Source organism: Pediococcus cellicola, assembly GCF_001438655.1.
Taxonomy (GTDB): Bacteria; Bacillota; Bacilli; order Lactobacillales; family Lactobacillaceae; genus Pediococcus; species Pediococcus cellicola.
On sequence record NZ_JQBR01000008.1, the window covers coordinates 26,877 to 39,621 of the forward strand.

The window sequence follows — 12,745 nt, forward strand, 5'->3', positions numbered from 1 at the left end:
CACGCCTTTTGCATTATATAAAGGTGTAAAGAGAATTTTGGAAGCGAGGTGTAATTTATGAAAGTTATTTTGGCAAGCCATGGGCGACTGGCACTAGGGATGCAAGATACGTTAAGAATCATTATTGGCGAAACTCCTAATCTGACTGCATATGCAGCGTATTTAAATGGCGATGAAACGGCTTATGTTGATAATATCAAAAAGAAAATTGAAAAAGATCCAAATGAACAGTTTATTGTAGTAACTGATGTTTTAGGAGGATCAGTTAATACAAATTTAATACAGTTGCTCCGTGATCATAAGAATGTTCAGTTGATTGCCGGGATGAACTTGCCATTAGTGATGGAATTGGTAACCAAAAAACAGGCACTGGATGCTGATGCCATTCAACAAATTATCGACAATGCTCGCTCTGCAATTGTTGATATCAATACATTACTTACAAAGCAAGTTGGAGAGGAGGATTTGTAATGATTAAGTTAATTCGAATTGATCATCGTTTGATGCATGGACAGGTCGTCTTTGCGTGGACTAAGTCTCAAGGAATTGAACGAATCGTTATTATTGATAATGCTACTGCAAAGGATGATTTTAAAAAAATGTCGTTGAAATTATCTAAACCAGCAGATGTTAAATTGAGTCTTTTCAGTGTTGCCCAAGCTATTGAACGAATTCCCAAAATTAAGGCGTTAAAAGACAATACCATGATTATTTTTAGCAACGTTAAAGAAACGCATGATTTTATTAAAGCATTTGGCTCGGTTCCTGAAATTAATTACGGAGGTATTCAGGATAGAGAAGGGGCTTCAAGGTTTAGTAATGCAATTTTCTTAACACCTGAAGAGGTTCAATGGAGTAAGGAATTGAAAGACATGGGAATTACCTTATATATGCAACAGATTCCAACGGCAAAAAGAGAGAGCCTGAACGCTAAAATTTAGTTTGTTTTCATAAATGTAAAAGGGGTGAATCAATATGTTTATAAAAGCTCTAATCATTGGGTTAATTAGTGTATTTGCCATGTTGGATTCACGGTTACTGGGGCGATCAAACTTTGAACGACCATTAATCGTGAGTACATTGGTTGGTGTTGCATTGGGAGATATTACCAAAGGCTTGATGGTAGGCGCAACTCTTGAATTGATGTCCATGGGATTAGTTAATATCGGAGCAGCCGTTGCGACTGATATGGTGTTGGGATCTGTTATTGCAACAGCGTTTGCTATTTTATCTAACACAACTGCACAGGCGGCATTAACAATTGCATTGCCAATTGCAGTTCTAGGTCAGTTAATTGGAATTGTGCTACGGATGGTTTTGTCTTCTCTATCACATGCAGCAGAACATGCTATAGACAATGGAAAGTTTAAAACAGCATTGCACTATCATATCTTTTGGGGGACATTGCTTTATTCATTAATGTATTTTATTCCTACTTTCATAGCCATTTATTTCGGAACAGGCGTCGTATCTGATTTAGTAAAGCAAATTCCTACGTGGTTAACAGATGGCCTAACCTTAGCAAGTAAAATTTTACCTGCCTTTGGATTTGCACTGCTGATGTCCACAATGTTATCAAAGAAGACAGTTATTTATCTGTTGTTAGGATTTTTTATCACAGCATACGGTGGCCTCTCAGTCACAGGAGTTGCCATTTTTGCGGTAATTCTTGCCTTTGTTTTGAATGAAGTGTTACCGAAATCCCACGGAAATGACAATTCTGGGAATACTCATGAAGATGATTCTGGTAATTCTGATGATGACTTAGAAGAATTATAGCTAATCGTACACAAAGGAGGTAATTAATATGTCAGATGTACCACAACAAAGCAAAAAAGTACTTCATCATCGCGTATCACAGTTCTTCTGGCGTTCATGGGCAATTCAGGCATCATGGAATTATGAGCGGCAAATGAACATGGGCTTTTTATATGGCATTGCCCCAACAATCGACCGATTATATGATAATTCACCAGGTGGACTTGAGAAGAAAAAGGAAGCTTATCAGAGGCATATGGCGTTTTATAACTGTACACCGCAAACAAGTTCATTTGTGCTAGGACTTTCGGCTTCAATGGAAGAGGAATATGCCAAAAATCCGGATTCATTTGATCCAGATTCCATTAATGCAGTTAAGTCATCGTTGATGGGGCCCTTATCCGGAATTGGAGATTCTTTATTTCAAGGTACTTTTAGAGTATTGGCATTTGGGCTTGGTATTAGCTTGGCTCGTCAAGGCAGTGTGGCTGGGCCAATTATGGCAATGGTAATCTCGTTAATTCCATCCATTGGTTTTACTTGGTACGGCGGTCAACTTGGTTACGTGGCAGGGCAAAAATATCTAAAAAAATTAACGGCTTCTGGCATGATGGACCGTATCATGTATTTGGTTACAATTGTGGGACTAATGGTAATTGGTTCCATGATCGCAAGTATGATTGGTATTACGACACCATTAGCCATGGGAAAAGCTTTTAAGCTACAAAAAACTTTAGATACTATCTTTCCGCAAATGATTCCCTTGGCTGTGACTTTCTTTATGTATTGGTTATTAAGAAAGAAAGTTAGCACAACCTGGATTCTTGTTATTAGCATTGTTGGCGGAATTGTTCTAAGTGTGCTTGGTATTTTCGCTTAAATAACTTAGGTAATAATTTTTAAAAATTTTAGGAGGATATTTATTATGAGTAGTAATACAGCAGAGTCAATTATTAAGGCAATCAAAAAGGATCACAAAGCAATTAAGCAAGTACTATTTGTTGGTTGTGGTGCGTCAATGGCAGACCTTTATCCTGCATATTATTTCACACTTCGCGAAAGCAAATCGTTACAAACAGCGATCATGACAGGAAATGAATTTAATTTCGATGCACCAAAGAACGTAGGGCAAGATACTATTGTTATTTCAGCGTCACTAGGTGGAACAACTCCAGAGTCAGTTGAAGCAACAAAGCATGCCCGTGAACTGGGAGCCACTACCATTGCTTTGTCTCATAATGAAGGGTCACCAATCGTACAGGCAGCAGAATACACAATTGTACATGGTTTTGACAAAAATTATGCAGAAAAAGTTGAAAAAATGACTCTGGCTTTGAAGTTAGCTGTTGAAATTGTCAACCAATATGAAGGTTATGATTACTACGAAGAAGCACAAACCGCTTTTGACGGTATTTACGATCTAATTGAAGACCAAATTAAGTATGTAGGACCAAGTGCAAAGAAATTTGCTGAACAATATAAAGATGAGAAGACCATTTATGTGATGGCTAGTGGCGCCACACAAGATGTTGCATATTCTACGGCTAACTTCTTGTTTATGGAAATGCAATGGATTGCAGCGCCAAATTATAATTCTGGCGAGTACTTCCATGGCCCATTTGAATTGACGGTTAAAGATGCGCCATTCTTACTTTATGCTAACGATGGTAAAACTCGGAAGATGGATATGCGTGCCCTGACTTTTTTACAGCGTTTTGATGCTAAATATACTTTGATTGACGCAAAAGACTTTGGTTTATCATCAATTGCTGGACCAAATGTGATTGACTACTTTAACCCTATGCTGTTAACTGGTGTGTTCCGGAAATATGCTGAAGAATTAGCTGCTGCACGGAATCATCCTTTAAGTAAACGTCGTTATATGTGGAAGTTGGAATACTAATTTAATTAAAAGGGCAAATCGCCCTTTTTTATTTTATAGAAAAATGGGGAAGTGATTTTTATGAAGCAAGCTGTGATATTCGATATGGATGGTGTGCTGGTAAATAGCGAGCGTGCTTATTTGGAACGTCGACTTAACTTTTTTTCGGAGAAAGGTATTCAACCAGGTAGTGATAATCTTAAAGATTACTTAGGGGTGTCAAATCAGCGAGTGTGGGAGTTACTTGTGCCACAGAATATTAAATATAGACAGGAGTTAAGAAAAGACTATTTAAAGTATCAGGAAACACATCCGCTTGATTATCGTAAAATACTGAACAAAGGAGTACGTGGATTACTTTGCTACTTACAACAAATGGACTTTGCAATTGCACTCGCTTCAGCGGGGGAATTGCATGAAGTAAAGCGCATGTTAAAAGAGTGTCACTTGGAATATTATTTTGATCTGGTGATGAGCGGAGAAATGGTTGATCGTAACAAGCCAGATCCAATGATTTATCATGCTACGGTGGAAAAGCTTGGACTACCAGCTTCAGAATGTATTGTAATTGAAGACAGTGTAACAGGAATTACAGCTGCGAAACGAGCAGGATTGGAAACCTGGGCACTAAAACCGAAAGATTATGAGATCGATCAAAGTTCGGCAGATAAAATTGTGAATAATTTCGAGGAAATTCTTAAAAAGTTTCAAAAAATATCAGAAAAATACAACAGTTAATTCTTAGTAAAGACCGGTATAAAATATATCGATCTTTTTTTTAGGTTTTAGCAAAGATATTAGGTTTTTTACAACAGAAATCACCATACGGGAATTTGTGACGATCCTATCAATTACAGATTAATGTGTATTTTATAGGTATTTCCATCATTCTCTTTCTATGAGATACTAATGCACGCATCAAGTACACTAATGTAAGTGTACTTTGTTGAATATTTCAAAAAGAAATGGCGTGTTATATTGAAAACGTATTCAGGAGGTGAATGAAATGCATGAATCAATTGAAAATTTATCAGATCAAGAAGTGCAAATTATCAAATTGATTCTTAATTCCGGAGTTGTTCATTATTCTGATATTTCCAAGCGGATTGGGAGATCAAGGAAGACTATTTCGAAATATTTAGACAATATAGGAACTTTATTAAGCGATTATCAAGTCAAGCTGGTTCGTAAACGAAATGTTGGTATTTATTTCGAAGGAGACCCAAGTGATCTTCAAATTACGCTACAAAAAAGAGTTTATCCAGATACACCCAACACAAAAAGTGAACGTGTTATTGCAATACTTTCGAAACTTTTACTTTCTAATAAACCGTTAACTATTCAAGATTTAGCTGATAGCACCTTTGTTAGTCGCAGCACTCTTGAAAGTGACTTTAAAGAAGTTAAACGGATCCTTGCAAAAAATAATGCTTTTGTTGAAACAAATCATGAAGGTATGCAAGTTATGGCTTCGGAATCAGCCAAAAGAAAACTCATATCGGAGTTGCTCACGATGTATTGGGGAGACACGATGTATTTGGAAAATAAGAAAGGAGAGATGCACCGAGAATTAAAAATACCACTTGAAATGCGATCTTTTTTTAGTAAAGATACCTTCCAAAAGGTTTTAACGTCACTCGATCGCTTTGAAAAGAAAAGCCTACTCCATTTTACTGATTATGAATTTCAATCCTTGGCAGTTCATTTAATTATTTCAATGGAAAGAATTATTAAGGAAAAAACACTTGCCCAAAGCACACATCCAGTAACTTTAGAGCCAAATACTATACAGTTAATTAAAATTTTAGAAGATGTATTTGGTGTCACAATTCCACAATATGAACGTCAGTATATTAATATTCATATTTTGGCAGCTGAGGGGCAACCTGTTGGAAAAGACAATTTAGAAAAAATGGCTTCACCGATCGAAAAAAATGTTATTCATAAATTTTTAGCAACTAATATCCGTAGTTCTGATGACACCTTGCTAAGAGGGCTTACTGTTCATTTAACCTCGGCTTTAAAACGGCTTTCTTTAGGACTAAATTTGCATAATCCATACACCGAAGACATCAAAAAATATTTTCCTTTGGCATTTAATAATGCAATTGACCTTAGCGCCAAAATTGAAAAGCAATTTGAAATTACATTGAACGAAAATGAGGTGGCATTCATTGCTTTACATATTGAAGCGTATATAGAACGTCAAAGAAGTATGATCAATGCAGTTATTGTTTGTAGCACTGGGCTAGGAACTGCTCGCTTACTTGAACAACGAGTTAAAAAATATTTTTCAAATAGTATTCAGATCAACAGAGTGACATCAATTCAGGATTTGAAAGACCATCCGCTTGTTGAAGATCTCGTAATTAGTACGATCAATATAGAAATTCCTAATACACCAGTTGTGGTCGTTCCACCATTCTTAGATAATGCTTCGGCTAAGCAAATCCACAATGTAGTAGACCAAGTTTTGGAAGAACGTCAAAATTCAAGTAGTTTTGGAAGTCTTCTAAATTCACAATTGATATTTTTTGCTAAAAAAACAGAAACCCGAGCGGCAGTGATCAAAAATATAGGGAAACAGCTACAAAAATTAGGTTATGGAAAGAACGGCATTATTGAAGCTGCATTAAATCGTGAAAAATTAGCCAGTACAGCAATTGATAACATTGCCATGCCACACGCACCAATTGAATTTGTATTAAAACCATGTATTGCAATTTATATTAATCCCCAAGGAATTATGTGGGAAGGAAACAAAGTCAATATTGTCTTTTTTCTGGCGATGAATCGAGAGGTACAGAACAAGATTGAACAAATCTATAAACGTTTTAATGATATTTTAGAGAATAAGAAATTATTGAAAGAACTTGTGGGATGCACAAATGCGCAAGTAGTTTTGAAAAAGTTAGGAAGTGAATTGATTGAGTAATAAATTAAGTGATTTTATCTCTGAAAATAATGTTGTGATGAATCTGCATGCTAAGGATCAAAAAGATGCAATTCATCAACTAGCGTTAATTTTACAAGAAAATGGAAGCGTTTCCGATGCTGAAGCTTTTTATCAAGATGTTTTGCATCGTGAATCATTAACGACTACCGGAATTGGTAATAACATTGCCATTCCACATGGAAAAAGTGCTTCGGTTATCCAATCTACGATGTTATTTGCCAAAAATACAGAACCATTAGAATGGCATTCACTGGATGGAAGCAAAGTCAATATCATTTTTCTCATGGCAGTTTCACCAAAAGCGAAGGGTGATGATCACTTACGAATGCTGGCCAAATTATCAGGGAAACTGATGGATGACGAATTTGTAGATTCAATAAAGAGTGCGGAAACAACTACAGAAGTATTAAGAATACTTAAAAACTAATTTTTATTTGGAGGAATGAAACATGTCAAAAAAAATTGTAGCAGTAACAGCTTGTATTGCAGGGATTGCACATACCTATATGGCCGCTGAAAATTTGAAAAAATTTGCGAAAAAGGAAGGGTATGATATCAAAGTTGAAACTCAAGGAGCAATGGGCGTTGAAAATCGTCTTTCGCAGTCTGAGATTGATGCCGCTGATGTCGTTATTTTTGCAGTAGATACTAATGTACAAGAACCTGACCGTTTCGAAGGAAAGAAGACTTTAAAAGTTGGCACATCAGAGGTCGTCAAAGACGGAAAATCAGCTATTGATCAGGCAATTGAACTGACAAACTAAGGGGAAGTGAATAGAATGAATTGGAAAAAATTTGGTAAAGAATTAGCCAATCATTTTCAAACTGGCGTTTCGTATATGATTCCGCTGGTTACTGCAGCCGGACTGTTAACATCAATTGCGGTAATTTTTGGAGGACAAAACGTTTGGAATCAAACAAGTAATATCTGGGGTAATCTGAGGCTTCTGGGCCAAACTGGTTTGGGATTTATTCCCGTTATTATTGCAGCGTACATTTCATTTTCAATCGCGGATCGACCTGGACTTGCACCAGCATTTATTGTTGGGTTGGTTGCATCTTCAATGGGAACTGGATTTTTAGGTGGTATGTTAGTCGGCCTGTTAGTTGGATATTTAGTTCGATGGCTTAAAAAAATTCCAATGCCAGCAAATTTAACTGCTGTTAAGTCACTAATCGTAATTCCATTCTTGGCAACGTTAGTAGTCGGATTGTTCTTGATTTATGTTGTTGGTGATCCTATTAAAGCAATGACGGTTGCATTGACAGCTTGGCTCAAAGGAATGAGCGGTGCCAACGCAGTTCTTTTGGCAGCCCTTCTAGGAGGAATGATGGCTGTTGATATGGGAGGCCCAGTTAATAAAATTGCCTACGCATTCGGAATGGCAGCATTTACTTCTGGCGGTTATCAAGCAAGTACTGCAATGCTGATGGCGATTGGTATTCCACCATTAGGGATGTTTGTAGCAACTTTAATTGGTGGTAAGAAATTATATAGTGACGCCGAAATTGAGAGTGGGCGTTCAGCATTAGTAATGGGAATTGTTGGAATCACAGAAGGAACTATCCCATTTGCAGTAGCTGATCCAGTTCGAGTCATTCCAAGTATTATAGTTGGAACGGCGGCAGGATGTGCAACTAATGCCTTATTTGGCACATATCAAAAGACAGCTCTCTCAACGGTGATGGCGATCCCATTTTCATCTAACATAATTTTGTATACAATCGCAATTTTGGTTGGTGTAATTGTTACAGCATTATTGGTAAATTTCTTAAAGAGATTTACTCGACATAATTCAGAAGTGAAAGAGGGATAAATTATGACGCAGACGAATCTCGTTAACCACACGCATTGGGACCGAGAGTGGTATTTCACAACTATGGATGCATTGGTATTAAGTGACCAGTTGTTTACTGAGGTTCTCGATGAGTTAGAATCGCATCAGGATGCTAATTTTTGTTTAGATGGACAAACTTCGATTGTGGACGAATATGTGGATATTCATCCTGAAGCAAAAGAAAGAATTCAAAAATTAGTTAAGGAGGGTCGATTGTTTATTGGTCCTTGGTACACGCAAACAGATGCATTAATTCCAGATTCAGAGTCTATTTTACGAAATTTGATAATTGGTATTAAAGATACCCAGGCTAAGTATGGTAATCCAATGATGGTTGGTTATCTCCCTGACACTTTTGGATTCAACGCACAGATGCCAACATTACTTCAGCAGGTTGGTATTGATAATTTTGTTTTTTGGAGAGGTACCAATTTTAAGAGACAAATGAATTCAGTTTATTTTAAGTGGCGAGGACTTTCTGGAAAAGAAGTTTACGCGGCCAACTTTCCGTTTGGCTACTTTACTGCACAAATTGATGTGGAATCAAAACGTAAACTGGGCGAGTTTGTCGAGAAACGTTTCGATCCGGCTGCCAAATTTGAAATGACACATTTTAAAAATGATGAAGTACTTATGCCCTCTGGAATCGATCAGATGAATATCGTTAAGAACATTGGTCAGACAGTGGCGAAGCTCAATAAATTAAGTGAAAATCACACTGTTATTAGTTCTTATCCAGAATATATTGCTAAATTACGAAATCGTAATGATTTACCCGAATATCAAGGAGAGTTGAGATTACCAACTTATGCTCGTGTACATCGCACAATTGGGTCTGTAAGACATCAGATTAAAACATCTAATTTTTATCTAGAACAAAAAATTCTACGCAGAGTAGAACCTTTGATGGTTATTGCACGTAAAAATGGAATCAAAATTGGTAATGGCTTACTTATAAAGTTATGGAAAAAGCTACTGGAATGCCAAGCACATGATACCTTAGGTGGCAGTGTCTCGGACAACGTTGCAATTGACATTCAGCACCGCTTTAAAGAGGCTAATGAAATCGCCGACGGAATCGAAAATATGATCAAGAAGAAAATTGCAGAATTTTTGAAACTAGGCGATCATGACGTTTTGATCTTTAATACAGATACAACCCGCTATGTAGGTAGCAAGCAAATTAGTGTGGTTGCAAGTACTAAGAACATTAAATTCGATGGCTTGGAACAAGCTGTCATCGTAAAAAGCAAGCATTTCCCTGTTCGTCACCATATTTTAATGATGACACCAAGAGGTCAAGAATATACTGATGAACCGGAATATTTTCAGATGACTTTTGAAGGGAAAATTGATCTACCGCCATTGGGATACAAAGTTATTCATTTTGCAGAAACAAATGAGGCAGTTAATGAGTTCGTTACTGTTGAAAGTGGATCAAATTATATTCAATCAGGTAATCAGCGAGTAAGTTTCGAAAATGGTCAAATAAATTATACGAATGGTATTCATAAAATTACCAATTTCATACAATTGGTAGATTCGGGAAATGCCGGCGATACGTATGATTATTCACCTTTAAAAGGTGATAAAGAACGGCTGCTTAAGTTCCAAAATGCACACACTAAGGTGGTTGGAAATAAGGCAAAGATATTAGTTATAGACGGTTCCAGTAAGTTGCCACTTCATCTAGAAGACAGGGTGGCAACCGAACCTATTGAGAAAACTGTAAAATATCAAATTAATCTAAGTATTGATGATCAAGGATTATTAAATGGCCAATTAAGTTTTGATAATCAAATTTATTCTCATAGGTTACGGTTAAAGTTAAATCCTCAGATTGATAATCAAAAAATATTTGCGCACATTCAAGATGGATTTGTCCAAACGACTAATCAAAAGATCAGTGCTGATTGGCAAAAGGAATTTGTAGAAAAGCCAGTAAATATTTTTAACTTTGATAAAGCTGTGACGATAGCTAATGCTTCACAACAAATGACTTTCTTCGGAAAAGGTATGAAAGAGTACGAAGAACGTAAACAGAGTGTATACATTACGTTAATGGCAACAACAGGACAATTAGGAAAACCTAATTTGGCTTGGCGGCCAGGACGTGCGTCTGGTGATACGACTAATCAGGGTCATGTAATGATGGAAACACCTTTAGCTGAGGAGATTGGAGAAAATAAATTTGTATTTGCATTAGCATTTAAAGAAGATGCCTTTTCAGAGCAGCAGGTAAGCCAGCAGATTCACCGATGGTTATCGCCATCTGTTTCTTATCAGTTGCAAAAGTTGAATTTATTTATTAATCGATTAGATAACAAGATTTGGGAGGCGGAATATAAGCCTACACTTCCTGCAACATGTTCGGTAATTGATATCGGTAGTCTTCTTGTTTCTGCTGTTTATCCAGCCTATTCAGACGATGACAAGTTTGTTGTCAGAATTCAGAATCCAACCGATGAAGAAATAAAGATTCCAAAAACGTTATTGAAACGCGGTGTAGCTGTGAATGCTTTAGAAGAACCTGTTGAATTTGACGGAACGATTGGTAAATATAATATGTTAACTTTGAAGTTGACGTACTAGTAGACAAGGTACGATGAATCCCTGGAAGCTTGAAAGCTTTCAGGGATTTTTAATTGAAGAATAAAAAACGGAAAATCTAAATAAGACAGCAATTGCAAAAACGTTTCAAGATACTTTAAATTAGTAACTAGATTAAGCAGGAAACCTTGATTTAATAGGAAATTATTTTTGAAAAATATTTCAGAAAATGAAACGAAACTGCAAATACGAAACGGATTCCTAAATGTCTGAAACGCCTTGATTAGCAACGTTTGCGATGTGATAATGTCCTTGTAATCAAATGAAAGCGTTTTAAAAAACGCAAAATTGAATGGAGGAGTTTCACATGGTTGCACAAAAAGATGATCGAAAATTTTCTGTTTTAATTGCAGGAGGTGGTAGTACTTATACACCTGGAATTGTTTTAACGTTATTAAATGGCTTAGATAAATTTCCACTTCGCAAGCTGAAATTTTATGACAATGATGGCGAACGCCAAAAGAAGATTGCAGATGCTACTGCAATCCTAATTAAGGAACGAGCACCTGAAATTGAGTTTGAAGCAACTACGGATCCTAAAGAAGCTTTTACCGACGTTGATTTTGTTATGGCCCAGATTCGAGTTGGTAAGTATGCAATGCGTAGTAAAGATGAAAAGATTCCGTTGAAACATGGTGTTGTAGGACAAGAAACAACGGGCCCTGGCGGTATTGCTTATGGATTACGTTCAATTCCTGGAGTGATTCAATTAGTGGATTATATGGAAAAATACTCGCCCAATGCCTGGATGTTGAACTATTCAAATCCTGCTGCAATCGTTGCGGAAGCAACTCGACGTGAACGTCCAAATTCAAAGATTATTAACATCTGTGATATGCCGATTGACATTATGGATCGTATGGCAGCAATTCTTGGTTTTAAAGATCGTAACGATTTGGACTTCAGATATTATGGCTTAAACCACTTTGGCTGGTGGACAGAAGTTACTGATAAAAAAGGTAACGATATGATGCCAAAATTGAAGGAATATGTTTCTAAAAACGGCTACTGGGTTGGCGGTGATTATGATGCCCATACTGAAAAAAGCTGGGAAGAAACATTTAAGAAAGCAGCAGATGTTTACAAGCTGGATCCTACAACATTACCAAATACTTACTTGAAGTATTACATGTATCCGTCATGGGTTGTGAAACATTCGAATCCAAATTATACACGTACTGATGAAGTTGAAGCACATCGTCAAAAGATGGTATTTGGAGAATGTAAGCGCATTGTGGATGCAGGGACTGCAAAAGATACAGAGTTTAAACCAGACGAACACTCCACGTACATTGTAGATCTATGTACCGCTATCGCTTATAACACGCATCAGCGTATGTTAGCAATTATTCCAAACGAAGGAGCTATTTCAAACATTGATCCGACGGCTACTGTTGAAGTTCCATGCTTATTTGGCGCAAACGGTCCGGAAAGATTATCAATGGGGAAAGCAGCAACTTATCAACAAGGAATGATTACTGAACAAAATAGTGTAGAGAAATTAGCTGTTGACGCTTGGCAAGAACATTCTTATACAAAGCTATGGGAAGCATTTAGTCTTTGTAAGATTGTTCCTGACGCAGGTGTTGCTAAGGACATTCTTGATGATATGATCGTTGCCAATAAGGATTACTGGCCAGAACTTAAGTAATTGAAAACTTAATGACAACAAGAGAGGGAAAGTTTATCAATAGTAGTAAA

12 protein-coding genes are annotated in these 12,745 nt (G+C 36.8%); all 12 read left to right on the top strand.

Translation table 11 applies throughout. The features are described 5' to 3' along the window. The first annotated feature begins 57 nt into the window (after window positions 1–57). Complete coding sequence (locus tag IV80_RS07520) at window positions 58–471, top strand: PTS sugar transporter subunit IIA (RefSeq protein WP_057751696.1); 414 nt, start codon at window positions 58–60, stop codon at window positions 469–471. Further along, window positions 471–941, top strand: a complete 471-nt coding sequence (locus IV80_RS07525; protein ID WP_057751698.1) for a PTS sugar transporter subunit IIB — start codon at window positions 471–473, stop codon at window positions 939–941. The genes IV80_RS07520 and IV80_RS07525 overlap by 1 nt, the downstream gene beginning before the upstream one ends. Before the next feature lie 34 nt (window positions 942–975). Then, complete coding sequence (locus IV80_RS07530; protein ID WP_057751700.1) at window positions 976–1,779, top strand: PTS mannose/fructose/sorbose/N-acetylgalactosamine transporter subunit IIC; 804 nt, start codon at window positions 976–978, stop codon at window positions 1,777–1,779. 28 nt (window positions 1,780–1,807) lie between these two features. Further along, window positions 1,808–2,638: a PTS system mannose/fructose/sorbose family transporter subunit IID gene (locus IV80_RS07535; protein ID WP_057751702.1), complete on the top strand. Its 831-nt coding sequence runs from the start codon at window positions 1,808–1,810 to the stop codon at window positions 2,636–2,638. A gap of 42 nt (window positions 2,639–2,680) precedes the next feature. Continuing rightward, window positions 2,681–3,661 (top strand): SIS domain-containing protein, encoded by a 981-nt coding sequence (locus tag IV80_RS07540; RefSeq protein WP_196755575.1) that lies wholly within the window; start codon window positions 2,681–2,683, stop codon window positions 3,659–3,661. 60 nt (window positions 3,662–3,721) lie between these two features. Then, entirely contained in the window at window positions 3,722–4,378 is a 657-nt protein-coding gene (locus IV80_RS07545; RefSeq protein WP_057751707.1) for an HAD family hydrolase, read from the top strand. A 268-nt stretch (window positions 4,379–4,646) separates the two neighbouring features. Beyond that, window positions 4,647–6,575, top strand: coding sequence for a BglG family transcription antiterminator (locus IV80_RS07550; RefSeq protein ID WP_057751710.1), 1,929 nt, complete (start codon window positions 4,647–4,649; stop codon window positions 6,573–6,575). Then, window positions 6,568–7,023: a PTS sugar transporter subunit IIA gene (locus tag IV80_RS07555; protein ID WP_057751712.1), complete on the top strand. Its 456-nt coding sequence runs from the start codon at window positions 6,568–6,570 to the stop codon at window positions 7,021–7,023. Before IV80_RS07550 ends, IV80_RS07555 begins: the two co-directional genes overlap by 8 nt. 22 nt (window positions 7,024–7,045) lie before the next feature. Further along, window positions 7,046–7,360 carry a PTS fructose transporter subunit IIB gene (locus IV80_RS07560; protein WP_057751715.1) on the top strand — a complete coding sequence of 105 codons (315 nt, stop codon included), beginning with the start codon at window positions 7,046–7,048 and terminating at the stop codon, window positions 7,358–7,360. Window positions 7,361–7,375: 15 nt separating this feature from the next. Next, entirely contained in the window at window positions 7,376–8,413 is a 1,038-nt protein-coding gene (locus tag IV80_RS07565) for a PTS fructose transporter subunit IIC (RefSeq protein WP_057751717.1), read from the top strand. Window positions 8,414–8,416: 3 nt separating this feature from the next. Then, complete coding sequence (locus tag IV80_RS07570) at window positions 8,417–11,026, top strand: glycoside hydrolase family 38 N-terminal domain-containing protein (protein ID WP_057751720.1); 2,610 nt, start codon at window positions 8,417–8,419, stop codon at window positions 11,024–11,026. A gap of 325 nt (window positions 11,027–11,351) precedes the next feature. After that, window positions 11,352–12,695 carry a 6-phospho-alpha-glucosidase gene (locus tag IV80_RS07575; protein WP_057751722.1) on the top strand — a complete coding sequence of 448 codons (1,344 nt, stop codon included), beginning with the start codon at window positions 11,352–11,354 and terminating at the stop codon, window positions 12,693–12,695. Window positions 12,696–12,745: the final 50 nt, after the last annotated feature.